Below are 26879 nucleotides of genomic sequence, written 5' to 3'. Positions count from 1 at the left end.
AAGGTGGTGAGTGCTTCGGTGTTGCTGGCGGCTGTGATTATGGGTTGTGTTCGTGAGCGTCGGTTCGTTCATAGTTGAGATTGCCTTCTTCTGTGGCGCTAACTGATCTTTTGCGGGGTTTGTGAAACGCGTAGACAACAGCCCAGGCAGCAATGATGGTGACCAGGACAATTGTCGGTAGAATTATTGCGTTTGATGCCAGCGGGCTCGCAGCCCCGTCCCCGGCGAACATGAGTGGCAGATCGATGATGTTGATGGCGATGAAACCGGTCAGCAGTCGGAGGCTACCTCGATAGTACGCCCAACAAGCAATACAGAAGGCCAGTTCGATGGCGAAGTCCAGCCACGGTATGGATTGAAGGTCCAAGCCAATACCTGGTGTCGGCATCCAGGGTGCGATTTGGATGTTCGGTTCATGTTGGATCACGTCCAGAACAATGTGGCTGACGAAGACCCACCCGAAAATGGTCGCCACGTCCTTACGTTCGAAAACAAATCGCAGGAGTGCCCAGAGGAGGACGCCACCGACGATACCGGTGAGGAGGCTGTGCGAGTACGGCAGATACTCCAGGTGAAGCATGCCTCCCGCGTCGACAGTGGAATGCTCAATGCCAAGGTAGTTGAAGATTACCCATAACAGTTCACTGCCTTGCGCGGCCACCATGAGACCGATCAGTGAAGCGGACGGGTTCATTCTCTTAGCAGCCAGAGCAATAGCCGTGTGAGCCGGTGCGTACATGATGAGCATCTCCAATACGAAATACGAGCAACTCTGGTCTCAGCCAAACTGGCCCAACCCTATCAACGTTGACTGCGCAGAGCCACGCACTCCGCAGGGGAACAGATTATGGAATGCTGGCGTTGCTTTGCTAATGAGTCACGAGTGCTTAGGCGGTGGCTTTTCCTTTAGTCCTGCCATCCAGGCCCGAACGCGTAAATTTCGCTGAGTTGAAATTGAGCATGAAGTGGTTTGATCCAGGGGCACGCCCGACAATGACTACATTGAGCAGTCCTTGGAGTCGACGTGACAACCATGGTGAGGAACATACCTCTGCCCCGGACACCTCGGACTCTGATCGCGGTTGTGATTCTCCTGACCGTGACCCTGATCACCCGAGGAGTGGCACTGTTCAACAACCGGACGATCACCTTCCAGGCCACGCCCAATAAGGTCGCGCTAAACGACGGCGTTTGCCTCACTAGGGCGGGCGAGAGGCAGGAACTGTGCTGCATCGGGAGCTTCACCAAAGACAGTCACGCCGTCGAGGGCGACAAGGTCGACGTCCAGGTCGTCCGCGATGCCGTATACGCTGGCGTGCAGGTCTACCTGATCACCGACCAGTCCAAGTAGGGATGCAGGCAGGAACCTCACGGAAGTCATTATCCGCCGTGGTGATGCACCCTACGCCAGGCTCGACAGGCCAGTCAGCGTCAATCCAAGAGTTCATGCGCTCGACGAGAGCTCCACGACTGTCCTGAACGACGTTAGGCACGACCCCGGAGTTCTTGTGGCTCACGGTCTCACCGAAGCCAGGTGATTGCGGACCGCGCCATCCGAGACATCGAAGCGCAGCACTTCCGATGATTGGGAGCCCGACTGGCCGAGACGCCTCATCGGGCCGCTTCTGTGCCTGCCGAGTGCCGGGAAGCGGCCCCGCGGGGTCAATGGCTGCTCCGACTGGCCCGCTGTGGCTCCCGAGCGTAGCCCTCGGACAGGGAGGGTACCACCGGGGGCAGAGTTGGAAGGTGCTCTCGAAACTTCCACCATTTCAGATGTACTAGAACACCTGACATCGGTTGAAACTGATGTGGGTGGCGAGTTTGGATAGCGTCCATCTCCTTCTCCGTCAGCGGCGCTCGGATGGCTCTCGTTGGGTTCGACAGCAGCCCTGGCTCAAGTTCGGACACCACAAACTGCTCTCATTCGCGGTGCTCGTTTCGCCCTACCCCATACGAAACTCGGCTGTTTAAGGCGACGTTGGGCGTCCAGCTTCGGTGCATTAAGTCCATCAGCAGAAACTGCAGGTCAGCGTTCTTTGTTCTGTCCCCTTGCAACCCGATTGCGCCTTTGGGGCTGGAGGGGAGGCAGGGCGCGTCGCCTTCTCCAGCGATGCCCGGAGACGCCCGCCCCGCGAGCGAATCTCGCGACGAAGGTGAGTTCCGTTCGGGTTAGAGGCTTAGCAGTGTGCCGCCGTCGACACCGAGTATCTGCCCGGTGGTGAATCCCGCCATAGGTGACGCGAAGTAGGCAACTGCTTCCGCGATCTCCGGTAGTTGGCCCGGGCGTCCCGTTGCGACCAGACACGGAGCTGATCGCGACGATTCGCCCACCTGGGCGGGGCCTGACGGGCAGCAGAGCTTCACTCATCAGCAGCACGGGGGCTGCCACTCCGTCATCGGGAAAGTGCGCAGCGGCAAGGATTTTCCTCGTATCGACAAAGGCAGCGACCGATTCGGGTAACTCGGAGGGTGCTAGCAGATGAGCGGCCAGACCCACGGCCTTTGCGGAGGCTACACGACGTGTTATCTCGGCCGCACCGGTCTCCGACGTCGTGAGTTCTAAACCGCCGGCCTGGGTGAAGCCAACCCCGGCGGCTAAGTAGCTCGCAGCTGAGGTTTGGGCGAGTTCGGTTAGCAGTGGGAGGTCGTTATACAGACCCACGAAGCCCGGAGCGAAAGTTGTTGATCCCAGCGGACTGTCAACTGCTTGCTCCAGCACCGTCACCCGTACGCCGTCGTAGGCCGCAAGTTCGTGGGCAAGGCTGACCCCGACAATGCCAGCGCCAACGACAATAACTTCCCGAGTTGCCTGCATGCCTACCTCCGTGAAGCGCCGTCGGATTTCTTCCAGTATGAGGATGGCTGGATGGTCCTGCAATTTAGCTCGACTGCCAGTTCGATTCCGCCGATTTTCTGGAGAGATCCTCGTGGCAAAATTTGAATTTTCGGAGTACTTATTCACTCAGAGTGAAAATAAAGATGATGTTGAATATCCGGGAATTTTGGGCAAAATATTATCGGAACCTCCTGACTGCATTTTCGCCTTGCTTTTAAGCGATAGGACGTTCAGAATGAAGCGACGGGCTGGGGTGCCTGTTTCCACAGCGAAGCCACAGTCGCTTTGCGTGGATGTATCACTTTAAGGGGATTACACCGATGCAACGGCACTTAGCGAAGCCTAAAAATAGGCATTTTTTCAGGCAACGAATAGTCAGTCCGATTGTCTCCCTATCGTTGGTCGCTGCGGCCACTTTTGGGCTCGGCGTAGCGACCGTCGTAACGACGGCCGAGCCGGCTGCTGCGGATGCGTATTCTTCCCCACAGACTTACAACGCTCAGGCCGATTCCTATATCACCAGCCTGAGCGCCGCTCTGGTGGCTCTCAACGGCAATATCACGGTGACCAAGTCGATTGCCACTGCGCAGAGCGTCGCTCAATCCTCGGCGGCGGTGCAGTTGCTTTCCGGTGCTTTGCAGGGCGTGACCGTTCCCTTGACGGCTGCCTCCCAGACGTCTCCACCAGACCACACCACGCCGTCGACCGCTGGGTTGAACAGCTTCGGTATCCCTGGCGCCTTGACGATTGATGCACTGGCAGGCACGGCGCTAACCCACGGTTATGCCAGCGCCTGTCCCAGCCCGACGACGACTCCGCAGGCTGATGCGGACCTCGCCAAATTTACCCAAGCCCCCGGACACCCCCCGATCTTTGCGGCAGGCTCGCGTCTGCTCTCCAAATCGATTGGCAAGATGGCTGGGATGGACGTACTTAACGGCATCATTATGGATGCCGGTGCTTTCACTAACTACGATGTGACTTCGCTGGCTCCCATCGGTGCTGCAGCTGATTCCTTCGGAATTCAGTCGACCTCCACCGCTGAAGTTGCAGGCATCAGCATCCTGGGCGGAGCCGCCGCTTTCTCCTGGAGCGGGTTCTACCCTTATGTGAAGGCAGTTGCCGGTGGCACCCCTGGGACGGCGAGTACCGACTACGCACTCCCTGCGGTTCAGGTAAAGATTGCGGGAATAACTCAGAACCTCTCACCGGGACAAACCTACGGCTTCAACATCCCCCTGGTTGGTGGGTTCTCTGTAACAGTTGGCCAGCCGACTCAGAATGTTGTCAGTGCCGATGGAACTCACGCCGAAATCACTGTTCCGCTGCTGAAGATCACGGTTAACGCACTGGGCCTGGCTTCCACTACCTATGACATCCTGCCAATGCACGCGGTGGCCAATATGACTCCGGGGACAACTGCCCCGGGAATCCAGTGTGATCCGGTACTCACCTCGATCAGCCCGAATCAGGGTCCGACGACGGGCGGCCAGACCGTGACTATCACCGGTCAGAACTTCGCTCAGGGAGCCACCACGGTGACAATCGGTGGCATCACGATCCCGGCTAATCAGGTGACTGTTGCTTCTGATGGCAAGTCGCTGACTTTCGTGACCCCGCCTCACGCTGAAGGTCCGGTGCCGGTAACGGTGACCACCCCAGAAGGGACAACTTCTCCAGGGACCTATACCTATATACCGCCTAAACCGGTGATTACCGGGCCGACTAATGGCTCAAATACCTCTGATACCACTCCTACAATCACTGGCTCTGGCTATGTCGGTTCGACCGAAGTAGTCAAGGACGGCAACGGCAATACTGTCTGCACCGCGACAGTGGTTCCCAACCCAGCCGATCCGAGCAATCTGAGTAATGGCATTTGGAGCTGTACGCCAACTACTCCGATGCCGGCCGGAAGCAACACGATCACCGCCACCCAGACCAGTCCGCTCGGGAACGTCTCGGTCTCCAATCCAGTCACCTTCATCATCAATGCACCAGGCACAGCTGCTTTGACGACGACGAAGTCTGCTGCGTTGGTGGATGGTAATGGTAATGGTTTGGCTGATGTGGGTGAGTCGGTGAACTATACGATTACGGCGAAGAACACTGGTTCGGTGTCTTTGAATAATGTGGTGGTGTCTGATCCGAAGATTACGGGTGCTCCGAATAATGGGGTGTTGACGTGTGTTCCGGGTTCTTCGGGTTCGTTGGCTCCGGGTGCTTCGATGGTTTGTACTGGGTCGTATGTGGTGACTCAGGCGGATGTTGATGCTGGTTCGGTGGTGAATACGGCGTCTGCGACGGGTGTGAATCCTGCTGATCCTTCGACGCCGCCTACTTCTACTCCGGGTTCTTCGACGGTTCCTGCGGATACTGCGGGTGCTTTGACGACGACGAAGTCTGCTGCGTTGGTGGATGGTAATGGTAATGGTTTGGCTGATGTGGGTGAGTCGGTGAACTATACGATTACGGCGAAGAACACTGGTTCGGTGTCTTTGAATAATGTGGTGGTGTCTGATCCGAAGATTACGGGTGCTCCGAATAATGGGGTGTTGACGTGTGTTCCGGGTTCTTCGGGTTCGTTGGCTCCGGGTGCTTCGATGGTTTGTACTGGGTCGTATGTGGTGACTCAGGCGGATGTTGATGCTGGTTCGGTGGTGAATACGGCGTCTGCGACGGGTGTGAATCCTGCTGATCCTTCGACGCCGCCGACGTCTACTCCGGGTTCTTCGACGGTTCCTGCGGATACTGCGGGTGCTTTGACGACGACGAAGTCTGCTGCGTTGGTGGATGGTAATGGTAATGGTTTGGCTGATGTGGGTGAGTCGGTGAACTATACGATTACGGCGAAGAACACTGGTTCGGTGTCTTTGAATAATGTGGTGGTGTCTGATCCGAAGATTACGGGTGCTCCGAATAATGGGGTGTTGACGTGTGTTCCGGGTTCTTCGGGTTCGTTGGCTCCGGGTGCTTCGATGGTTTGTACTGGGTCGTATGTGGTGACTCAGGCGGATGTTGATGCTGGTTCGGTGGTGAATACGGCGTCTGCGACGGGTGTGAATCCTGCTGATCCTTCGACGCCTCCTACTTCTACTCCGGGTTCTTCGACGGTTCCTGCGGATACTGCGGGTGCTTTGACGACGACGAAGTCTGCTGCGTTGGTGGATGGTAATGGTAATGGTTTGGCTGATGTGGGTGAGTCGGTGAACTATACGATTACGGCGAAGAACACTGGTTCGGTGTCTTTGAATAATGTGGTGGTGTCTGATCCGAAGATTACGGGTGCTCCGAATAATGGGGTGTTGACGTGTGTTCCGGGTTCTTCGGGTTCGTTGGCTCCGGGTGCTTCGATGGTTTGTACTGGGTCGTATGTGGTGACTCAGGCGGATGTTGATGCTGGTTCGGTGGTGAATACGGCGTCTGCGACGGGTGTGAATCCTGCTGATCCTTCGACGCCGCCTACTTCTACTCCGGGTTCTTCGACGGTTCCTGCGGATACTGCGGGTGCTTTGACGACGACGAAGTCTGCTGCGTTGGTGGATGGTAATGGTAATGGTTTGGCTGATGTGGGTGAGTCGGTGAACTATACGATTACGGCGAAGAACACTGGTTCGGTGTCTTTGAATAATGTGGTGGTGTCTGATCCGAAGATTACGGGTGCTCCGAATAATGGGGTGTTGACGTGTGTTCCGGGTTCTTCGGGTTCGTTGGCTCCGGGTGCTTCGATGGTTTGTACTGGGTCGTATGTGGTGACTCAGGCGGATGTTGATGCTGGTTCGGTGGTGAATACGGCGTCTGCGACGGGTGTGAATCCTGCTGATCCTTCGACGCCGCCGACGTCTACTCCGGGTTCTTCGACGGTTCCTGCGGATACTGCGGGTGCTTTGACGACGACGAAGTCTGCTGCGTTGGTGGATGGTAATGGTAATGGTTTGGCTGATGTGGGTGAGTCGGTGAACTATACGATTACGGCGAAGAACACTGGTTCGGTGTCTTTGAATAATGTGGTGGTGTCTGATCCGAAGATTACGGGTGCTCCGAATAATGGGGTGTTGACGTGTGTTCCGGGTTCTTCGGGTTCGTTGGCTCCGGGTGCTTCGATGGTTTGTACTGGGTCGTATGTGGTGACTCAGGCGGATGTTGATGCTGGTTCGGTGGTGAATACGGCGTCTGCGACGGGTGTGAATCCTGCTGATCCTTCGACGCCTCCTACTTCTACTCCGGGTTCTTCGACGGTTCCTGCGGATACTGCGGGTGCTTTGACGACGACGAAGTCTGCTGCGTTGGTGGATGGTAATGGTAATGGTTTGGCTGATGTGGGTGAGTCGGTGAACTATACGATTACGGCGAAGAACACTGGTTCGGTGTCTTTGAATAATGTGGTGGTGTCTGATCCGAAGATTACGGGTGCTCCGAATAATGGGGTGTTGACGTGTGTTCCGGGTTCTTCGGGTTCGTTGGCTCCGGGTGCTTCGATGGTTTGTACTGGGTCGTATGTGGTGACTCAGGCGGATGTTGATGCTGGTTCGGTGGTGAATACGGCGTCTGCGACGGGTGTGAATCCTGCTGATCCTTCGACGCCGCCGACGTCTACTCCGGGTTCTTCGACGGTTCCTGCGGATACTGCGGGTGCTTTGACGACGACGAAGTCTGCTGCGTTGGTGGATGGTAATGGTAATGGTTTGGCTGATGTGGGTGAGTCGGTGAACTATACGATTACGGCGAAGAACACTGGTTCGGTGTCTTTGAATAATGTGGTGGTGTCTGATCCGAAGATTACGGGTGCTCCGAATAATGGGGTGTTGACGTGTGTTCCGGGTTCTTCGGGTTCGTTGGCTCCGGGTGCTTCGATGGTTTGTACTGGGTCGTATGTGGTGACTCAGGCGGATGTTGATGCTGGTTCGGTGGTGAATACGGCGTCTGCGACGGGTGTGAATCCTGCTGATCCTTCGACGCCGCCGACGTCTACTCCGGGTTCTTCGACGGTTCCTGCGGATACTGCGGGTGCTTTGACGACGACGAAGTCTGCTGCGTTGGTGGATGGTAATGGTAATGGTTTGGCTGATGTGGGTGAGTCGGTGAACTATACGATTACGGCGAAGAACACTGGTTCGGTGTCTTTGAATAATGTGGTGGTGTCTGATCCGAAGATTACGGGTGCTCCGAATAATGGGGTGTTGACGTGTGTTCCGGGTTCTTCGGGTTCGTTGGCTCCGGGTGCTTCGATGGTTTGTACTGGGTCGTATGTGGTGACTCAGGCGGATGTTGATGCTGGTTCGGTGGTGAATACGGCGTCTGCGACGGGTGTGAATCCTGCTGATCCTTCGACGCCGCCTACTTCTACTCCGGGTTCTTCGACGGTTCCTGCGGATACTGCGGGTGCTTTGACGACGACGAAGTCTGCTGCGTTGGTGGATGGTAATGGTAATGGTTTGGCTGATGTGGGTGAGTCGGTGAACTATACGATTACGGCGAAGAACACTGGTTCGGTGTCTTTGAATAATGTGGTGGTGTCTGATCCGAAGATTACGGGTGCTCCGAATAATGGGGTGTTGACGTGTGTTCCGGGTTCTTCGGGTTCGTTGGCTCCGGGTGCTTCGATGGTTTGTACTGGGTCGTATGTGGTGACTCAGGCGGATGTTGATGCTGGTTCGGTGGTGAATACGGCGTCTGCGACGGGTGTGAATCCTGCTGATCCTTCGACGCCTCCTACTTCTACTCCGGGTTCTTCGACGGTTCCTGCGGATACTGCGGGTGCTTTGACGACGACGAAGTCTGCTGCGTTGGTGGATGGTAATGGTAATGGTTTGGCTGATGTGGGTGAGTCGGTGAACTATACGATTACGGCGAAGAACACTGGTTCGGTGTCTTTGAATAATGTGGTGGTGTCTGATCCGAAGATTACGGGTGCTCCGAATAATGGGGTGTTGACGTGTGTTCCGGGTTCTTCGGGTTCGTTGGCTCCGGGTGCTTCGATGGTTTGTACTGGGTCGTATGTGGTGACTCAGGCGGATGTTGATGCTGGTTCGGTGGTGAATACGGCGTCTGCGACGGGTGTGAATCCTGCTGATCCTTCGACGCCGCCTACTTCTACTCCGGGTTCTTCGACGGTTCCTGCGGATACTGCGGGTGCTTTGACGACGACGAAGTCTGCTGCGTTGGTGGATGGTAATGGTAATGGTTTGGCTGATGTGGGTGAGTCGGTGAACTATACGATTACGGCGAAGAACACTGGTTCGGTGTCTTTGAATAATGTGGTGGTGTCTGATCCGAAGATTACGGGTGCTCCGAATAATGGGGTGTTGACGTGTGTTCCGGGTTCTTCGGGTTCGTTGGCTCCGGGTGCTTCGATGGTTTGTACTGGGTCGTATGTGGTGACTCAGGCGGATGTTGATGCTGGTTCGGTGGTGAATACGGCGTCTGCGACGGGTGTGAATCCTGCTGATCCTTCGACGCCGCCGACGTCTACTCCGGGTTCTTCGACGGTTCCTGCGGATACTGCGGGTGCTTTGACGACGACGAAGTCTGCTGCGTTGGTGGATGGTAATGGTAATGGTTTGGCTGATGTGGGTGAGTCGGTGAACTATACGATTACGGCGAAGAACACTGGTTCGGTGTCTTTGAATAATGTGGTGGTGTCTGATCCGAAGATTACGGGTGCTCCGAATAATGGGGTGTTGACGTGTGTTCCGGGTTCTTCGGGTTCGTTGGCTCCGGGTGCTTCGATGGTTTGTACTGGGTCGTATGTGGTGACTCAGGCGGATGTTGATGCTGGTTCGGTGGTGAATACGGCGTCTGCGACGGGTGTGAATCCTGCTGATCCTTCGACGCCGCCGACGTCTACTCCGGGTTCTTCGACGGTTCCTGCGGATACTGCGGGTGCTTTGACGACGACGAAGTCTGCTGCGTTGGTGGATGGTAATGGTAATGGTTTGGCTGATGTGGGTGAGTCGGTGAACTATACGATTACGGCGAAGAACACTGGTTCGGTGTCTTTGAATAATGTGGTGGTGTCTGATCCGAAGATTACGGGTGCTCCGAATAATGGGGTGTTGACGTGTGTTCCGGGTTCTTCGGGTTCGTTGGCTCCGGGTGCTTCGATGGTTTGTACTGGGTCGTATGTGGTGACTCAGGCGGATGTTGATGCTGGTTCGGTGGTGAATACGGCGTCTGCGACGGGTGTGAATCCTGCTGATCCTTCGACGCCGCCGACGTCTACTCCGGGTTCTTCGACGGTTCCTGCGGATACTGCGGGTGCTTTGACGACGACGAAGTCTGCTGCGTTGGTGGATGGTAATGGTAATGGTTTGGCTGATGTGGGTGAGTCGGTGAACTATACGATTACGGCGAAGAACACTGGTTCGGTGTCTTTGAATAATGTGGTGGTGTCTGATCCGAAGATTACGGGTGCTCCGAATAATGGGGTGTTGACGTGTGTTCCGGGTTCTTCGGGTTCGTTGGCTCCGGGTGCTTCGATGGTTTGTACTGGGTCGTATGTGGTGACTCAGGCGGATGTTGATGCTGGTTCGGTGGTGAATACGGCGTCTGCGACGGGTGTGAATCCTGCTGATCCTTCGACGCCGCCGACGTCTACTCCGGGTTCTTCGACGGTTCCTGCGGATACTGCGGGTGCTTTGACGACGACGAAGTCTGCTGCGTTGGTGGATGGTAATGGTAATGGTTTGGCTGATGTGGGTGAGTCGGTGAACTATACGATTACGGCGAAGAACACTGGTTCGGTGTCTTTGAATAATGTGGTGGTGTCTGATCCGAAGATTACGGGTGCTCCGAATAATGGGGTGTTGACGTGTGTTCCGGGTTCTTCGGGTTCGTTGGCTCCGGGTGCTTCGATGGTTTGTACTGGGTCGTATGTGGTGACTCAGGCGGATGTTGATGCTGGTTCGGTGGTGAATACGGCGTCTGCGACGGGTGTGAATCCTGCTGATCCTTCGACGCCGCCGACTTCTACTCCGGGTTCTTCGACGGTTCCTGCGGATACTGCGGGTGCTTTGACGACGACGAAGTCTGCTGCGTTGGTGGATGGTAATGGTAATGGTTTGGCTGATGTGGGTGAGTCGGTGAACTATACGATTACGGCGAAGAACACTGGTTCGGTGTCTTTGAATAATGTGGTGGTGTCTGATCCGAAGATTACGGGTGCTCCGAATAATGGGGTGTTGACGTGTGTTCCGGGTTCTTCGGGTTCGTTGGCTCCGGGTGCTTCGATGGTTTGTACTGGGTCGTATGTGGTGACTCAGGCGGATGTTGATGCTGGTTCGGTGGTGAATACGGCGTCTGCGACGGGTGTGAATCCTGCTGATCCTTCGACGCCTCCTACTTCTACTCCGGGTTCTTCGACGGTTCCTGCGGATACTGCGGGTGCTTTGACGACGACGAAGTCTGCTGCGTTGGTGGATGGTAATGGTAATGGTTTGGCTGATGTGGGTGAGTCGGTGAACTATACGATTACGGCGAAGAACACTGGTTCGGTGTCTTTGAATAATGTGGTGGTGTCTGATCCGAAGATTACGGGTGCTCCGAATAATGGGGTGTTGACGTGTGTTCCGGGTTCTTCGGGTTCGTTGGCTCCGGGTGCTTCGATGGTTTGTACTGGGTCGTATGTGGTGACTCAGGCGGATGTTGATGCTGGTTCGGTGGTGAATACGGCGTCTGCGACGGGTGTGAATCCTGCTGATCCTTCGACGCCGCCGACGTCTACTCCGGGTTCTTCGACGGTTCCTGCGGATACTGCGGGTGCTTTGACGACGACGAAGTCTGCTGCGTTGGTGGATGGTAATGGTAATGGTTTGGCTGATGTGGGTGAGTCGGTGAACTATACGATTACGGCGAAGAACACTGGTTCGGTGTCTTTGAATAATGTGGTGGTGTCTGATCCGAAGATTACGGGTGCTCCGAATAATGGGGTGTTGACGTGTGTTCCGGGTTCTTCGGGTTCGTTGGCTCCGGGTGCTTCGATGGTTTGTACTGGGTCGTATGTGGTGACTCAGGCGGATGTTGATGCTGGTTCGGTGGTGAATACGGCGTCTGCGACGGGTGTGAATCCTGCTGATCCTTCGACGCCGCCGACGTCTACTCCGGGTTCTTCGACGGTTCCTGCGGATACTGCGGGTGCTTTGACGACGACGAAGTCTGCTGCGTTGGTGGATGGTAATGGTAATGGTTTGGCTGATGTGGGTGAGTCGGTGAACTATACGATTACGGCGAAGAACACTGGTTCGGTGTCTTTGAATAATGTGGTGGTGTCTGATCCGAAGATTACGGGTGCTCCGAATAATGGGGTGTTGACGTGTGTTCCGGGTTCTTCGGGTTCGTTGGCTCCGGGTGCTTCGATGGTTTGTACTGGGTCGTATGTGGTGACTCAGGCGGATGTTGATGCTGGTTCGGTGGTGAATACGGCGTCTGCGACGGGTGTGAATCCTGCTGATCCTTCGACGCCGCCGACGTCTACTCCGGGTTCTTCGACGGTTCCTGCGGATACTGCGGGTGCTTTGACGACGACGAAGTCTGCTGCGTTGGTGGATGGTAATGGTAATGGTTTGGCTGATGTGGGTGAGTCGGTGAACTATACGATTACGGCGAAGAACACTGGTTCGGTGTCTTTGAATAATGTGGTGGTGTCTGATCCGAAGATTACGGGTGCTCCGAATAATGGGGTGTTGACGTGTGTTCCGGGTTCTTCGGGTTCGTTGGCTCCGGGTGCTTCGATGGTTTGTACTGGGTCGTATGTGGTGACTCAGGCGGATGTTGATGCTGGTTCGGTGGTGAATACGGCGTCTGCGACGGGTGTGAATCCTGCTGATCCTTCGACGCCGCCTACTTCTACTCCGGGTTCTTCGACGGTCAAGGTGAATAAGGGCACTACGCCTCCGGTGAAGCCCAGCACGCCGCCTACGGCACAGCCAACCACTCCGGGAACGCATGCTCCAGGAGGAGGCACAGGCAACGAAGAGCCGCCGCTGGCAAATACCGGTGCAGCAAACTACTTGTTCCCGGCTGGAATAGCGGGTCTGATCGTGGTCGCTGCTGGCGTACTCTTGCTGATCGGAATCCGGCGCCGACGGAACGATCATGAACTCATCCATGAAGGGCAACTCGATGAATAAGGTGATCCGCAAAGCGGCCTGAGCAGCTTGATAGGCGGGAAGGGGGTTCCGGATCCAAGGATCTGGAACCCCTCTCGCTGAGTGCTCCAGGCCTCAGTCAGAGGCGTTGGCTCTTAGCAGGGTTGATGTGTTGTTATTGAAAAGGACTCGGCATCATCAAGAAAGCGATGGCCGGGCAAGGGGAAGGATAGACCGAAATGGGTACAACAATGATGAAGAAGAGCCGGGCAGGCCAGCTGGCCGCCGGGGTATTGGTAGTTGCAACGGGGTTCTTGCTGGCGGGCTGCACGCCGGGCTCGGATCAGCCCTCGGGGAGCGGAAGCCCAAGTGGTACCTCATCTTCGGCAGCGAGTATTCCCTCCACCGCTATTGCTGGCCAGGATGGAGTGGCGGGTGCTATCGGGGATCTCAGCGAGAAGAGCTGTGTGTACGCGGATGGCGCCTGGAACTTCACTGGGACCCTGAAGAACTCCCAACAGGAAGCACAGCTCTATTCGGTGCAGGTCTTGGTGAGCAACACCAAAACGACGAGTGTTGTAGCCTCGCAGGTTTTGTCGGAAAAGCTAGACGCCGGTAAATCGGCGAAGCTGGATAAGAAAGCCATTATTAAGACCAAGGACAACAATGGTCTAAGCTGCACGGTCAGTGTGATCCGCAAGAAGGTGTGACCCCGTTTGTTCGGGCTAGTAGCTAGAGAGCCTCTGGGCCAAGTCCAATGATGATCCGCTGGGTGTTGGCAGGATCCTGAGGGTCGTACCAGACCTGTACAGGATCGCCAGCCCGGGGGAGCGCAGTATGCGGGAAGGTTCCCTTCTTCTCCACCCAGCGTTCCACCCGGTTGTGATCGGCGAATTTCACGGTAAACCTGAGATAGGGCATGCCGTTAATCTCGGTACCGGTGGGTAGCACTTCGGTGACTACCCCCGGTACCTTGATGCCGTCGCTGACGATTTCATTCACTCGGCGTGCTCTAGCTCGAGAAACCACGATCGCTCTGAGCAGCCCTAAGAGCATAAGCAGTGCGATTCCTGCGAAGATCGCGGGCAATAAGAGTGGGATCCGATAAGCTGTCCATTCCCAAAATCCCCAATTCTCGGACGGGTCGCCTGTAGAGAAGCCGAGTTTGTGCCCGACAGCTTGGGGAGCAGTCCAGCGTTTCTGGGCGAGGAAAAGCCCGACTGCGATGCCCAGTGTTCCGGTGAACATGGGGCCGACCAGTCCGGCAGCGAGCCCAAAGACCCGGCCAAGCCGTGCAGTAAAAATAAATCCAGTGATGGAGCCGGTGAATACCCCGACAAGGAAGAGTATCGGGATGCCAAGATCCAGCTGACTATCCCAGCCTTCGCCTACCTGATTGAGCGACATCAGCCGGAAGGTATCGCCTACCTCAACGAAGCCGTAGCCAGCAAGGGCCCAGAGCGCTAAATGAATGATGCCAACGACGGCGGCAGTCACCGTATTTCTGCCGCTCCGGTGAGCGCGTGCTTCTCGTTCGGCTCGTAGCGCCCGGGGATCAACGGTACTCATGTCTGAGACTCTAGGTGAGATTGGCTGTTCGAACTAGGCATTTGAGACAATATTGAATTAAAAATTCAATAACAGTGACCCTATCCATAGCCTTCGGTGGAATAATTTTCCACACCGAGAGGCTCAGGCAAGAAACCGGAGAAGGGTAGTGCCGAAGATGAAGGACCTGTTGAGCGGATCTGCCCTGGGAGCAGCTCGGGCGATCCGCGAATCCAAAATCAGTTCCAGGGAACTCACCGAAGCTCAGCTAGAGCGCATTGAAGCGATCAATCCCAAGATCAACGCCTTAGTAGAAGTGCATCGTGAGGAAGCCTTAGCTGCGGCGGAACAGGCCGATCGATTACTGGCCTCCGGTGCAGAACTCGGGGCCCTACACGGAGTACCCATCAGCATTAAGGAAGCTTTCCAGGTCAAGGGCTTTCATTCGAGCTGGGGAAATCCGGTGTTCAAGGACGCAGTTTTGGATCGGGACGCCACCGTGGTGAGCAGACTGCGAGATGCCGGGGCCATCGTGCTCGGCACCAGTAACGTGGCCTTCATGCTCGGGGATTTCGGTCAGAGCAGCAACGAGGTCTATGGGCGGACTAATAACCCCTGGGACTTGGAGCGGGCACCCGGCGGATCCAGCGGTGGTGCAGCGGCTTCTGTGGCTGCTGGCTTAAGCTTCCTCGACTATGGCTCCGACCTGGCTGGGTCGGTCCGGATTCCGGCAAGTTTTTGTGGAGTCTACGGACTCAAACCGAGCGTGGGGATAGTCCCGGCCACAGGCTTCCAGCCTCCTGTGCCGCAGGCGCTACCCAGCGATCACGTCTATCAATCCGCCCACGGTCCAATAGCCCGTTCGCCGCAAGATTTGCGCGCGGCCTTGGCGCTAACCGCCGGACCTGAGGCACCGACGTCGAAAGCTTATCGTTGGGCCTTGCCGCCTAGCCGGCATCGGGAGCTAAAGGAATTCCGGATCTCTGTAGTGCTGGACCATCCGGCTGCTCCGGTATCGAGTGAAATCGGTGGGCTGCTGTCCAACGCTGTTGACCTGCTGGCTGCGGCCGGGGTCAGCATTCATCAGGGCTGGCCGGAGGGCTATGATCCCGAGCGCGGAGCGGAGAGCTTCAGCTTCCAGTTAGGAATGTTTTTCGCGTTCCAAGGTGAGCCTGATGACACCTCGCTAGCCCAATTGGTGGAGCAGGAAAACAGGAGAATGGCCGCCAGATCGCAGTGGCAGCGGCACTTCGAGGGATGCGATGTGTTCCTGAGCCCCAGCAATTTCACCGCAGCATTTCCGCACGACGAGCGCTCGTTCGGGGAAAGGACAGTGTGGACACCGGAAGGGGAGCAACCCTATGCCGCTCAGCCGTTCTGGATCGCTCCGGCATCACTGACCGGGCTGCCCGCGCTTAGCGCTCCGATCGGACGAACCGCGCGTGGACTTCCGGTTGGAGCTCAAATCGTCGGGCCGCTCTATGAGGACGATACTGCGATCAGCTTCGCTGAGCTGGCCGCCGAAGTGCTAGGCGGCTTCGAAGCCCCACCTGAATAACTCCTCCGGAATAAGACGCCGGATCAAGCCTGCTCGAGCACCGAGAGAATATTTCCAGCAGGATCCTTGAACCAAGCAATTCGAGGTCCGCCCTGGCGCATGATGCCGTCCTCATCGACCCCAGGATAGCTCTCGAACACCACACCCCGTTCGCGTAACTCAGAAACAGCCGTCTCGATATCTGAGGTGGGGAAGTTCAAAGCCGTGTAACTGGCCGGTTCATGCTGCGGTTTGGGATAGATTAAGTGCTCCCGACCACCGCCCAGATCAAGGTGCAACATGCCATTTGACTCGGTCACGGAGAGCCCGAGCTTCTCGGCATAGAACACCTTGGCTGCTGCAATATCATCGGTGGAAAAACCGCTGAAGGTCTTTGAAATATCGATCATGGTCACTCCCAAGAAGATTTGATAGCTTCAGCTTAGACCCGTGGCAGCTCCAAAGGCCCTGGTACGGATAGGCTTTTGGGATGGCGAATTCCACTGACTTTGAGATTGAACGCTTGCGTCGCGCCCCGGACATCGAGGCTGCCAATCTGTTCGCCTGGGATGCTTCAGACCTGCTCCTCTTAGATGAGGCAGCGGACTACCAGGATTTGATGGGCGACGACGGCGTGGTAGTTCTGGGAGACGCTTACGGAGCGCTGAGCCTTGGCTTAGCGGAGCGGTACGGTGTGCCACGGCTGAGGGTCTATCAGGATTTATCTACCGGGGAGGAAGCGCTGCGCAATAACGCGCACCGATTCCAACGTGAAGTCCGGTTCGATCAATTGCCTCTCGGCGAGCAGTTACTGAGTGGAGCCCGGCTGATATTGCTACAGCTGCCACGTTCGCTGGTGGAGCTGGAGGAGTTGGTGCAGAATATTGCGCTTTATGCTGCTCCGGATGCTGTTCTCCTGGCGGGCGGCCGGATAAAACATATGACCCTGGCCATGAATGCCGTGTTGGGAAGGTATTTCAGCGAGGTTCGGGCAGGGCTGGCTAGACAGAAATCTAGATTGTTGACTGCCCGGGTGCCTCTTTGGCCCTCGGACCCTCTTACTTTCCCGCAGCAGCGCTACCTGGAAGAGTTAGACCTCCAACTTTGTGCTCACGGCGCGGTATTTTCCGGTACCACATTGGATATCGGCACCAGATTCCTGTTGGAACAAGTGACGCCGGATAGGCTGCCGACGCGGGGGACCGGGATCGACCTGGGCTGCGGTAGTGGGGTAATCGCCGCCACGGTGGCCCGCCGAAGTCCCGAGCTAAAAGTGATCGCCACGGATCGTTCCGCTGCCGCGGTGGCCTCCGCCGCAGCCACTGCGCAAGCCAATGGCATCTCCCTAGAGACCCTGCGGGATGACGCTGCCGCCAGCCTGCCCGCGTTCTGCGCCGACGTGGTCCTTTTGAACCCGCCGTTCCACGCCGGTGCGGCGGTGCACTCCGGGGTGGCCCTGAGGCTTTTTGATGCGGCAGCAAGGTTGTTGAAGCCGGGAGGGCAGCTCTGGACGGTTTACAACCGACATCTGTCCTATCGAGCTGCCCTGCAACGGAGCGTGGGAAGCACCGAACTAGTGGCTCAGAACCAGAAATTTGTGGTCACGCTTAGCCGATCACCGGGTCGAGAATAACCACGGTTAGGTTTCGCTCAGTTCTCCAACACGGCACGCAGGGTGTGCTCACCCAATGCCAGAAACTCTGGGCTGTCATCGGATTGAGTCAGCATCACGGTGGCTAAGTTCAGCGCCCAGCCGCGCGCGCGTTGCCAGAGTGCCGCATCGGTGCCAATCCGTTCGTCGAGCTTAGCCCGAAAGCGGTCCCGGTCAGATCGTTCAAAAAGTATCCAGGCCGCGGCAAAATCAACCGCCGGATCCCCGCAGCCCATATCGCCAAAATCGATAATTGCGCTGACCTGCCCGGCTAGGACCAGGATGTTGGCCGCATGCAAATCACCATGCAGCCAATACGGTTCTCGGTGCCATTCGGGAACCCGCAGAGACTGCTCCCAGAGCGCGATTATCTCGCGGTGTTGGGCGAACCTTGGGGGAGTGACCCGGTCCCGAAAGGCTCGGTCCCGATTTCGCAGTGGTACCCCGCGCACCGGATTCCTCGGTGCACCTGTGGCTGCCGGGCGATGAATGGAGATCAGGAAATCAGCCAATTGATCCACCAGACCACCGTGTTCGCGCGGGGCGGAAAGGATGGCTGCCTCGCCGTCGAACCACTGGCTGACAGTCCAAGGCCAGCCAAAAGTCTCACTCGGACGCCCTAGCCGGAGTGGCACTGGGAGATTGAGGCTGGTCAATTCGGCGATCTGCGGCAAGAATAGTTGTTCATTACGTATGAGTTGCACTGAGATCTCGCGACGAGGCAGCCTGACCACGAAATCTTTGCCGAGTCGAAAGACCCCGTTGTCCCAACCATTCGCTAGTGTGTGAACTGGCAGGTGTGCTAGATCGGGTTGTTGTTCGTGAAGTAGTTGGGTAACCAGCATTTCATTGAGCGGTACCTCGGCAGCTGGCATATTGGCCATAGGGACGATTCCTATCAGTTGCTTCAATTAGGGCTGAGAATACCTTGCCGCAGCGGCGGCCGGGGATTCCGATCAGTAAGGACAAGGTTAGATTGCCAGAGACTAAGGCACTGATTCGCAGACGGGGCACGAATCTGCCGCGCATGGGTGAGTTTAATTTTTCGGTTATCTTGGACGCGATCCGTCGGAGTCCGGATGGCTTGAGTAGGGTGGAGCTGGCCGGCATCGTCGGTCTAGCCGCGCAGACAGTATCCAATATCTGCCGCCGGCTGCTAAACCAGAATTTGATTGTCGAGGCGGGGAAGTACGGTCATGGCCCGGGAAAGCCACGTACCATCCTCAAGCTGAACCCCGCCGGGATGTACGCGATAGGTGTGCATCTGGATCCAGTGGAGACCAACTACGCATTGCTCGATTTGACCGGTGCCGTAGCGGTTCACCGGACCTTACCAGCCCGCCCTGATGGTGAGCCTGCCGAGGTTATCCAGTCGATTGCGGCGGAAATTGAGTCAATCATCGTCGAGGCCGGGATCGATCGCAGCAAGGTTGCTGGGGTGGGCGTTGCCGCTCCTGGGCCGATCGATGGCGCAGAGGGCTCGGTTATCAAACCCCCGCATATGCCACGCTGGGGCAGAGTTGAATTGCGTGAGGAGCTACATCAAGCTCTGAAGCTGCCGGTACTCCTAGACAAGGATGTCACCGCAGCGGTAGCAGCAGAGATCTGGGCCGGTGGACTTTCTGGTACCGGAAGCTTTGCTTTCGTCTACATGGGTACAGGCATTGGTGCAGGCCTTGTACTGGACGACGATGTGGTGCGTGGCAGTTCAGGAAACGCCGGAGAAATCGGTCACATCATTGCTGATCCCGATGGCCCTCCCTGCGACTGCGGTCGCCGTGGTTGCGTCAAGGTCACCTGCATGCCGGAGAACATCCTGGCGGAAGCCTTGAAAGACGGAATTACTGCTGTCACCGGGCTCAAGGACGCCTCCCTGCAGGAGAGCATGGCTGCTCTCAGCAAAGCAGCTGCGGACGGCGACGCCAAGGCCAATGCGTTGCTGGATCGGGTTGCAGAGCGCTTCGGTACCGCAGTTTCTGTGCTGACGAACTTGCTAGATGTGGATCACGTGGTCTTTGGTGGACCATTCTGGCTTCACTTCGAAGCTAAATTCCTCGACAAATTGCCGGCTTTGCTCAACGAGCTCAGCGTGATCTCCAAGGTGCACGGACTTGAAGTAGTGGGAACCAGTGTGAGCCATGAGGTTGGTGCCGTGGGCGCTGCCTGCCTGGTGCTCGAGGACACCTTTGGTCCGAACGCAAATAGCCTGGTACTGGCCGAAGGCGAATAACGACCGCAAGACCTTTCCGCCTGGGATCTCCGAAAGGAGATCCCAGGCGGAATCGTTTAAGCTGCGGTTCGCACTCCTTAGCTGGCAGTCTTGCCTAGCCCAGGCCCAGCAGCTCCACCGAACTGACTCGCATCTCCATTTTGCGTACCTTGCCCGTCACCGTCATTGGAAAATCGTCCACCACCAGCACATAACGGGGGATCTTATGACGAGAAAGCTTCCCTTCGCAGAATGCGGCTACCGCCTGTTGATCCAGAGTTTCGGCACCCGGCTTGAGCTTGATCCAGGCACAGAGCTCCTCGCCGTATTTCTGGTCTGGTACACCCACCACCTGGACGTCGGCAACGCTGGGATGGGTGTACAGGAATTCTTCGATTTCCCGAGGGTAGAGGTTTTCACCGCCACGGATCACCATGTCCTTGATTCGGCCGACGATGTTCACATAACCGTCCTCACGCATCTCGGCCAAATCACCGGTATGCATCCAGCGAGCCTCGTCGATGGCTTCTGCGGTCTTGGCCGGATCGGTCCAATAACCCAACATGACCGAGTAGCCCCGAGTGCAGAACTCGCCCGGGGTGCCGCGGGGGACCGTTAGCCCGGTGAGTGGATCGACGATTTTCACCTCCAGGTGCGGGTGAACCCGACCCACCGTGGCGGTTCGCCGTTCCACGTTGTCGTCCGGACGGGTCTGCATCGATACCGGTGAGGTCTCTGTCATCCCATAGGCGATTGCCACCTGATCCATATGCATTTCACTCATGCACCGCTTCATCACCTCCACCGGGCAGGGCGAGCCCGCCATGATCCCGGTGCGGAGGCTGGAAAGATCGTAGGAGTTGAAATTCGGTAGATTCTGCTCGGCGATGAACATTGTCGGCACCCCGTATAGGGCCGTGCATTTCTCATCCTGCACTGCCTGCAGGGTTGCCGCCGGATCGAAGGACGGTGCCGGGATCACAATGGCTGCGCCGTGGCTTGTGGCACCAAGGTTGCACATCACCATGCCAAAGCAGTGGTAGAACGGCACCGGCACACAGATCCGGTCCTGCTCGCTGAGCAGAATGGTTTCGGTGACAAAATAACCGTTGTTGAGGATATTGTGATGACTCAGGGTGGCACCCTTGGGGTAGCCGGTGGTGCCCGAGGTGTATTGGATATTGATCGGATCGTCGGCGCTGAGCTGCGTCATCCGCTTTTCTAGCTCCCCGGTAGGCACGCTGCGGCCAGCCGTGATCAGCTCCTGCCAGCTTGGGTCGGCGATATAAATCACCTCTGTCAGTTCGGGACACTCCGGTTGGACCGCTTCGACCAGCTCGCGGAAGGCTGAGGCCTTATAAGACGTCTGTGCAATCAGCATCCGCATTCCGGACTGTTGAATTGCATAAGCCAACTCGTGCTGGCGGTAGGAAGGATTAACGTTGACCAGAATGGCACCGATCCTCGCGGTGGCATATTGCACCAGAATCCATTCGGCACAGTTGACCGCCCAGATGCCAACACGGTCGCCTTTGGCCACCCCGCGGGCTAGTAGGCCCGAGGCCAGCTCGTCCACCGCGGCGTTGAGCTCACGATAAGTCCAGCGCCGTTGCGTCTCGACCTCCACAAGCGCCTCCCGGTTGGCAAATTGCCGGGAGATGCGCAGGAAGTTCGCGCCGATGGTCTCGCCAAGAAGGGCGGTGCTGGAGACACCGGAAGTGTAGGAAAGCGTCGTTGCAGTCATGGTTCTCACGCTATAACGAGCAGACCCAGATGGGTAGGACTGCCCATTGCGTTGCAGGTCTGTGGTTGGATTGAATGAGACTGGACGAGCCTGACCGAAGGGAAACAGTGGAACAGCAGGGGAATCAGATGACGGCCACAGCGCGGGTGGAGACGTCGGATCTGCAGGGAGCGCAACGCCTACTAGCCGCGATCTCACGCAGCTTCGAAACGAAGGTAGTTGGTCAGGCCAGGCTCCGGGAGACGCTGTTGATCGGTTTGATGACCGGCGGGCATATTCTGCTGGAAAGCGTGCCCGGATTGGCCAAAACCACGGCAGCGCAGACCCTGGCGGATACCGTAAGCGCCCAGTTCCATCGAATCCAATGCACCCCGGACCTCCTGCCCAGCGATATTGTGGGCACCCAGATTTACGACGCCGCCAAGGGAGTTTTCAGCACCCAATTGGGGCCGGTGCACGCGAACCTGGTGCTGCTGGATGAGATCAACCGCTCCAGCGCCAAGACACAGAGCGCGATGCTTGAGGCCATGCAGGAGCGGCAGACCAGCATTGGTGGAGTGGTCTACCCGCTGCCGGACCCCTTCCTGGTCTTGGCCACTCAGAACCCGATTGAGCAAGAGGGCACCTATGTGCTGCCGGAAGCTCAGATGGACCGTTTCATGCTCAAGGATGTGTTGGACTATCCAGACCCGGCGGAAGAAGCCGAGGTGATCAGGCGGATCGATGCCGGAGTGTTCCTGGCCGAGGCGAAGCAGACCGCCGTCGCGGACCTGGAGGATGTACGCAAACTACAGGCGCTCACTCATCGGGTCTATATCGATCCAGCCATTGTGCGCTATATCGTGGGTCTGGTCTATGTCACCAGGCACGCCGAGCAGTACATTGACCCGCAGTTGGCTGAATACATCGAATTCGGTGCCAGCCCGCGCGCCAGCATCGCCTTTTCCCAAGCTGCTCGAGCGCTAGCCCTCTTGAACGGCCGGGACCATGTGATTCCGGAGGACGTAAAGTCGCTGGCGCATCGAGTACTGCGGCACCGAATCATCCTGGGCTTCGCCGCCGTCGCCGAGCAGGTGCGGGTGGAGACGGTGATCGATGCGGTGCTCGGCTCGGTACAGACTCCCTGATCGAATGGCACAGCTCTTACAGAAGGTGAAGTCGAAGATGTTCATCTTCGCCCACCGCAAGGCGCGCGGCATGCTAGACGGTGAATACGATGCGATTTTCCGCGGCCGCAGCCTGGACTTCGACGATTTGCGCGCTTACGTTCCGGGTGACGAAATCCGGGATATCGACTGGAAAGCCACAGCCCGGCACGGCGCACCCCTGATTAAGCGTTATGTGGCCGTGCGGAAACAGAGCGTTCTACTGGTAGCAGATACCGGACGCAATATGGCTGCCGTGGCGGGTGGCGGAGAGCCCAAAAAGGACATCATGGTGATGGCTCTGGGGGTGATCGGTTACCTGGCATTGAAGCATAATGACACCGTGGGCTTGGTGTACGGAGATGCTGACGCTACGACGGCGATCCCCGCCAGAGGTACCGAAGGTCACCTTGAGTCAATACTCCAGCGGGTCGATTCGAGCACCACCCTGGAAGCGGGGAGCTCAAACCTCATCGCTCAATTGGAATACATCGCAAAGAACATTCGGCAGCGACGACTCATCTTTGTGGTGGCCGACGAACATCCGGTAAGCCCTGAACTAGAGCGCTTGCTGCGTAGGCTTCGCGCTCAGCATGAACTGCTTTGGCTGGTTATCTCCGATGCCGACCTGGCACATGGTGAGGCGCTGCTCCGGGAGAGCTTCGATGTGCACCGCAGGGACACGGTGGTTTCTCTGCTGGCCAAGGACCCGCAACTGGCCGCAGCCTACGCTGAAGCGGTGCAGAAACGTCGCGAGGACATTGAGCAGCTCATGTCCCGGCAAGCCATTCCCCTGGAATGGTTGGGACACAGCGAAGAGGTCATGTCCACCTTGTTCTCGCTTCTAGAGAGGCAACGACGTGCCCGGCGATAGCAGCGGCTTCTTCCCACCCTTGGATTACGCGATGCTCTGGCTAGTGCTGGGCATTGCGCTCTTAGCGCTGGTTGCCGCTTGGTACTTCTCGGTGTTCTATGCGACCAGGAAACGTTTGCCGGTGGGGGAGATTCCGATGCCACCGCGAAAACTGCTGTCCCTGCGCGCCAGATATCTTGCGCAGATCGATCAGATTGCGGCACAACACCAAGCGGGGCAGCTCAGTGCCCGGGCCGCCCATCAGAAGCTCAGCGTTGCGGTACGAGGCTTCGCACAGGAACTTACCGGAGTGAAGACCGGTCGGATGACCTTGGCCGAGGTGCGTTCCGCGGGACTTCCCTTGGTAGGGGATGCCGTAGAAGTTTTTTACCCGGCTGAATTCGGTGTTCAGGACGCCCAAAGCCTGGGCCACTCGGCAGATATTGCTCGGCAGCTGGTGTCAACATGGTCCTAATCCTGGGGTGGCTGATTCCACTCGGCTTAATCGCCTTGGCGGCAGTGGCTTATTTCGCCCTGCGCCGTGGCCGGAATGAGCGGGAGCCAATCCCCGTTGCGCACGCCGAGCGGCTCACCGCCTTGCCGGCCTACGCAAAGGCACTGGCCCGGCGTCGACTATGGATTTTGGTGGCCGTGCTATCGCTTCTGGTGCTCGTGCTGGCGAGCCTGCTGGCCGCCGCAAGGCCCGCCGAGCAGAGCAATATCAGGCCGGAACAGAGCAATCGAGACATCGTACTGTGTCTCGATGTCTCTGGCTCGATGGTGGACACCGATGTGAAGTTGGTGGAGGTCTTCACCCAATTGGCCAAGGACTTCAACGGCGAACGACTGGGAATGGTAATTTTCGACTCCTCGGCCGTGCAAGTCTTCCCCTTGACCGACGACTACGAATTCATCAACGAACAGCTCGCCGATGCAAAGAAATCGCTCACCGAGCAGAGCAACAGTACCGGCTTCTTTGAGGGCACCTACAGCGGTAAAGGCTCCTCGCTCATCGGTGACGGGCTGGCCACCTGCGTCAATAGTTTTCCCAAGCTAGCCTCCGAGCAGCGCTCCCGATCAATTGTGCTGGCTACCGACAACATGGTGGCGGGCAAGCAACTCTTCACCCTCCCGGAAGCCGCAGCCCTGGCTACGAAGGCCAGTATTCGGATTTACGGGATTAACCCCAACGGTCCAGACGGTGCTGCGGCCAGGGTTACCGCGGGGGAGCAGATGAAGAGCGCAGTGCGGGGCACCGGAGGCGAGTACTACGTGCTCAGCGATACCGCCGCAGCCGCGGATATTGTGCAGAAGGTTCAAGCCACAGAGGCCAGTAAGCTGCAAGGTCGGCCACAGCTAGTGACGCATGATCGACCGGAGGTCTGGTTGTTAATCGCAGGCTTGGCCCTGCTGAGCTTGCTCTTCGCGGCCTGGAGGTTGCGCCGATGAGCTTCGCCCCGGTGATCTTTTGGTGGTTGTTACTGCCGCTGGCCGCAGTGCTGATGGCTGGCTGCCTCTGGTTGGCGCTGACCGGCGTCGAACGGATCGCTTGGCTGCGCCGCACCGCGCTGACCTTGTTATTGCTGCTCACCCTGCTGCGGCCCGGCGTTGGTACCGTGGATCTCAGCGCGGCATCGGCACAACTCGATGTAATTTTCGTGGTGGATACCACCAGCTCTTCAATGGCTGAAGATTATGCCAAGGGCAAGCCCCGGTTGGACGGAATGAAGGCGGATATGCTGGCCATCGCGGACAAGCTCCCGGGAGCGCATCTCTCGCTCATCAGTTTCGATCAGGACGCTGTGGTGAAACTCCCACTGACCAGCGATCGGAACGCCTTCGACAATGCGGTGGATATCTTGAGTCCGGAAATCACCCTTTACTCGCGAGGCTCTTCCGTCACGGTGGCGGCAAAGACCCTGCAGAGTAGGCTGGCGGCTGCACAAAAATCGCATCCCGAGCGGGCCAGGGTGGTGTTTTATCTGGGCGATGGCGAGCAGACCGCCAGCACCCCACCGGCGCCCTTCCAACCTCAGCAGGGCTTGATCTCCGCCGGCGCGGTGTTGGGCTATGGAACGGCTGCGGGCGGCAAGATGAAGGAGAATACGGGATTCGGCGCGGCGCCCGGGCCGGGCTATATTCAGGACAATTCCTCTGACGGGCACGGTGACGCAATATCTAAGATCGATGAGAACATGCTCAAACAGATCGCCCAGCAACTCGGGGTTCCCTATCAGCATCGTCAAGCCGGCGATGGCGTCGATTCGGTAACCGGGTCGGTGGCCGGTGCAGCGTTAAAATTGGATGGTTCCTCGGGCTCGCGCGCCCAATTCGAGCTGTATTGGATTTTCGGCCTGGGGGTGCTGGCCTTGGCCGGTTGGGAGCTGTTCGATACGCTACGACAATGGCGGAGTATTCAACCGCGTCGAAAGAAAACGACTGAGCAGGTGGGCCGATGAGCACGAGCCTTGCCCCAGAGAAGCTCCCTGCCGAGCAACCTGACCGCGTCGCGGAGCGACCCAAGAGGTTGCTGTGGCGGCGCAGAATGCTGATCTTCTCAATCCCCTTGGTGCTTCTGGTATTGCTCTTCGCAGCGAAGCTTCTGAGTGTGCCAATGGCGTCGGCACAACTGAGCTCAGCCTTTGCTAAAGGCGACGCTGGGGGAGTGCACTCCGCAGCGGGAGTGCTGAAAATCGCCAACTTTGTGGAACCCTATAAGGCTTGGTTCAACGATGGTGATGGCTATTTGCTGCAGCAGGATTTTGAAGCGGCCAAGCCGCAATTTGAGGAAGCCCTGCGGTTGGCTTCAGCCGATGACTCTTGCAAGGTTCGGGTCAATCTAGCCTTCACCCTGGAGAAGCTGGGGGACGCAAAAAAGGCTGCGGGCGACGAAAGCGGTGCCAAGGCGCTCTACGATCAGGGCGTCAAGGTGACTGATGAGGCCCCGCAGGGCTGTTTCCAGCAGGGCGGCAACGGGAACCAGCAGGGCGAGGGCCAAAATCTGAAGGATGCCAATGAACGACTCAAGCAGAAGTCGCAAGGCACCGGTCAGAGCCAAACGGACCCTTCCTCATCCACTCCGCAACCCAGCACCTCCGGTGATCCAGCCAAAATTGATCAGCTCAACCAGCAGCAAAAACAGGCGCAAAAAGATCGCAACGACGGCAAGCAGGGCGGCAGCGACGTCGGTAATCTGCCCCAGGATCCCAATGGGAAGCAGTGGTGAAGTAAAGCCTGCGCAAGGCCGCCGGAGCACAGCGTAAAGTAAGGG

General features: G+C 57.4%; 18 protein-coding genes. 12 read left to right on the top strand and 6 right to left on the bottom strand.

The annotated features are described in order from the left end of the window. Positions 1-37 precede the first annotated feature (37 nt). Positions 38-754 carry a hypothetical protein gene (locus FHU41_RS03495; RefSeq protein WP_179388241.1) on the bottom strand — a complete coding sequence of 239 codons (717 nt, stop codon included), beginning with the start codon at positions 752-754 and terminating at the stop codon, positions 38-40. Between the two features lie 270 nt (positions 755-1024). Here FHU41_RS03495 and FHU41_RS03490 point away from each other — a divergent pair, with 270 nt between their 5' ends. Continuing rightward, the gene (locus FHU41_RS03490) at positions 1025-1351 is read left to right on the top strand and encodes a hypothetical protein (RefSeq protein ID WP_179388240.1); all 327 of its coding nucleotides are present in this window, start codon (positions 1025-1027) and stop codon (positions 1349-1351) included. A gap of 675 nt (positions 1352-2026) precedes the next feature. On the opposite strand, the gene FHU41_RS15465 is transcribed toward FHU41_RS03490, so the two are convergent. Continuing rightward, the gene (locus FHU41_RS15465) at positions 2027-2815 is read right to left on the bottom strand and encodes an NAD(P)/FAD-dependent oxidoreductase (protein WP_425503237.1); all 789 of its coding nucleotides are present in this window, start codon (positions 2813-2815) and stop codon (positions 2027-2029) included. A 419-nt stretch (positions 2816-3234) separates the two neighbouring features. Between FHU41_RS15465 and FHU41_RS03475 the strand changes: the two genes are divergently transcribed. Next, the gene (locus tag FHU41_RS03475; RefSeq protein WP_179388239.1) at positions 3235-12963 is read left to right on the top strand and encodes a DUF7507 domain-containing protein; all 9729 of its coding nucleotides are present in this window, start codon (positions 3235-3237) and stop codon (positions 12961-12963) included. 197 nt (positions 12964-13160) lie between these two features. After that, positions 13161-13631, top strand: a complete 471-nt coding sequence (locus FHU41_RS03470) for a hypothetical protein (RefSeq protein ID WP_179388238.1) — start codon at positions 13161-13163, stop codon at positions 13629-13631. A gap of 22 nt (positions 13632-13653) precedes the next feature. On the opposite strand, the gene FHU41_RS03465 is transcribed toward FHU41_RS03470, so the two are convergent. Then, entirely contained in the window at positions 13654-14490 is an 837-nt protein-coding gene (locus FHU41_RS03465) for a DUF3592 domain-containing protein (protein WP_179388237.1), read from the bottom strand. A 157-nt stretch (positions 14491-14647) separates the two neighbouring features. Here FHU41_RS03465 and FHU41_RS03460 point away from each other — a divergent pair, with 157 nt between their 5' ends. Then, positions 14648-16027 (top strand): amidase family protein, encoded by a 1380-nt coding sequence (locus FHU41_RS03460; RefSeq protein ID WP_179388236.1) that lies wholly within the window; start codon positions 14648-14650, stop codon positions 16025-16027. Positions 16028-16050: 23 nt separating this feature from the next. Here FHU41_RS03460 and FHU41_RS03455 read toward each other — a convergent pair whose 3' ends face one another. Further along, positions 16051-16416 (bottom strand): VOC family protein, encoded by a 366-nt coding sequence (locus FHU41_RS03455; RefSeq protein WP_179388235.1) that lies wholly within the window; start codon positions 16414-16416, stop codon positions 16051-16053. 80 nt (positions 16417-16496) lie between these two features. On the opposite strand from FHU41_RS03455, the gene FHU41_RS03450 reads away from it, so the two are divergent. Then, positions 16497-17639, top strand: coding sequence for a class I SAM-dependent methyltransferase (locus FHU41_RS03450; RefSeq protein WP_179388234.1), 1143 nt, complete (start codon positions 16497-16499; stop codon positions 17637-17639). A gap of 17 nt (positions 17640-17656) precedes the next feature. Here FHU41_RS03450 and FHU41_RS03445 read toward each other — a convergent pair whose 3' ends face one another. Further along, a complete protein-coding gene (locus FHU41_RS03445) occupies positions 17657-18541 on the bottom strand; it encodes an aminoglycoside phosphotransferase family protein (RefSeq protein ID WP_179388233.1) in 885 nt (294 codons plus the stop codon). 143 nt (positions 18542-18684) lie between these two features. Between FHU41_RS03445 and FHU41_RS03440 the strand changes: the two genes are divergently transcribed. Then, complete coding sequence (locus tag FHU41_RS03440) at positions 18685-19887, top strand: ROK family transcriptional regulator (RefSeq protein WP_179388232.1); 1203 nt, start codon at positions 18685-18687, stop codon at positions 19885-19887. Between the two features lie 94 nt (positions 19888-19981). Here FHU41_RS03440 and FHU41_RS03435 read toward each other — a convergent pair whose 3' ends face one another. After that, complete coding sequence (locus FHU41_RS03435) at positions 19982-21610, bottom strand: AMP-binding protein (protein WP_179388231.1); 1629 nt, start codon at positions 21608-21610, stop codon at positions 19982-19984. 128 nt (positions 21611-21738) lie between these two features. Here FHU41_RS03435 and FHU41_RS03430 point away from each other — a divergent pair, with 128 nt between their 5' ends. Genes FHU41_RS03430 through FHU41_RS03405 form a run of 6 tightly spaced genes read left to right on the top strand, consistent with a single transcriptional unit; the run spans position 21739 to position 26834 of the window. Continuing rightward, positions 21739-22737, top strand: coding sequence for an AAA family ATPase (locus tag FHU41_RS03430; protein ID WP_179388230.1), 999 nt, complete (start codon positions 21739-21741; stop codon positions 22735-22737). Positions 22738-22741: 4 nt separating this feature from the next. After that, positions 22742-23629: a DUF58 domain-containing protein gene (locus FHU41_RS03425; protein WP_179388229.1), complete on the top strand. Its 888-nt coding sequence runs from the start codon at positions 22742-22744 to the stop codon at positions 23627-23629. Beyond that, on the top strand, positions 23616-24083 hold the full coding sequence (locus tag FHU41_RS03420) for a hypothetical protein (protein ID WP_179388228.1): 468 nt from the start codon (positions 23616-23618) through the stop codon (positions 24081-24083). Before FHU41_RS03425 ends, FHU41_RS03420 begins: the two co-directional genes overlap by 14 nt. Next, on the top strand, positions 24074-25057 hold the full coding sequence (locus tag FHU41_RS03415) for a VWA domain-containing protein (RefSeq protein ID WP_179388227.1): 984 nt from the start codon (positions 24074-24076) through the stop codon (positions 25055-25057). Before FHU41_RS03420 ends, FHU41_RS03415 begins: the two co-directional genes overlap by 10 nt. Continuing rightward, positions 25054-26067 carry a vWA domain-containing protein gene (locus tag FHU41_RS03410; RefSeq protein WP_179388226.1) on the top strand — a complete coding sequence of 338 codons (1014 nt, stop codon included), beginning with the start codon at positions 25054-25056 and terminating at the stop codon, positions 26065-26067. The genes FHU41_RS03415 and FHU41_RS03410 overlap by 4 nt, the downstream gene beginning before the upstream one ends. Continuing rightward, entirely contained in the window at positions 26064-26834 is a 771-nt protein-coding gene (locus FHU41_RS03405; RefSeq protein ID WP_179388225.1) for a tetratricopeptide repeat protein, read from the top strand. The genes FHU41_RS03410 and FHU41_RS03405 overlap by 4 nt, the downstream gene beginning before the upstream one ends. The last annotated feature ends 45 nt before the right edge of the window (positions 26835-26879 follow it).

The sequence above is a fragment of the Psychromicrobium silvestre genome, from assembly GCF_013408295.1.
In the GTDB taxonomy this organism is placed as follows: Bacteria; Actinomycetota; Actinomycetes; order Actinomycetales; family Micrococcaceae; genus Renibacterium; species Renibacterium silvestre.
The sequence above is the reverse complement of the archived record's forward strand: the minus strand, read 5'-3'. Positions and strand labels throughout refer to the sequence as shown.

Bases quoted from the DNA above. Each gene is read 5' to 3' on its own strand.
- FHU41_RS15465 (WP_425503237.1), bottom strand. From the start codon at position 2,815: ATGCAGGCAACTCGGGAAGTTATTGTCGTTGGCGCTGGCATTGTCGGG.
- FHU41_RS03470 (WP_179388238.1), top strand. From the start codon at position 13,161: ATGGGTACAACAATGATGAAGAAGAGCCGGGCAGGCCAGCTGGCCGCC.
- FHU41_RS03465 (WP_179388237.1), bottom strand. From the start codon at position 14,490: ATGAGTACCGTTGATCCCCGGGCGCTACGAGCCGAACGAGAAGCACGC.
- FHU41_RS03460 (WP_179388236.1), top strand. From the start codon at position 14,648: ATGAAGGACCTGTTGAGCGGATCTGCCCTGGGAGCAGCTCGGGCGATC.
- FHU41_RS03455 (WP_179388235.1), bottom strand. From the start codon at position 16,416: ATGATCGATATTTCAAAGACCTTCAGCGGTTTTTCCACCGATGATATT.
- FHU41_RS03450 (WP_179388234.1), top strand. From the start codon at position 16,497: ATGGCGAATTCCACTGACTTTGAGATTGAACGCTTGCGTCGCGCCCCG.
- FHU41_RS03445 (WP_179388233.1), bottom strand. From the start codon at position 18,541: ATGGCCAATATGCCAGCTGCCGAGGTACCGCTCAATGAAATGCTGGTT.
- FHU41_RS03440 (WP_179388232.1), top strand. From the start codon at position 18,685: ATGGGTGAGTTTAATTTTTCGGTTATCTTGGACGCGATCCGTCGGAGT.
- FHU41_RS03435 (WP_179388231.1), bottom strand. From the start codon at position 21,610: ATGACTGCAACGACGCTTTCCTACACTTCCGGTGTCTCCAGCACCGCC.
- FHU41_RS03430 (WP_179388230.1), top strand. From the start codon at position 21,739: ATGACGGCCACAGCGCGGGTGGAGACGTCGGATCTGCAGGGAGCGCAA.
- FHU41_RS03425 (WP_179388229.1), top strand. From the start codon at position 22,742: ATGGCACAGCTCTTACAGAAGGTGAAGTCGAAGATGTTCATCTTCGCC.
- FHU41_RS03415 (WP_179388227.1), top strand. From the start codon at position 24,074: ATGGTCCTAATCCTGGGGTGGCTGATTCCACTCGGCTTAATCGCCTTG.
- FHU41_RS03410 (WP_179388226.1), top strand. From the start codon at position 25,054: ATGAGCTTCGCCCCGGTGATCTTTTGGTGGTTGTTACTGCCGCTGGCC.
- FHU41_RS03405 (WP_179388225.1), top strand. From the start codon at position 26,064: ATGAGCACGAGCCTTGCCCCAGAGAAGCTCCCTGCCGAGCAACCTGAC.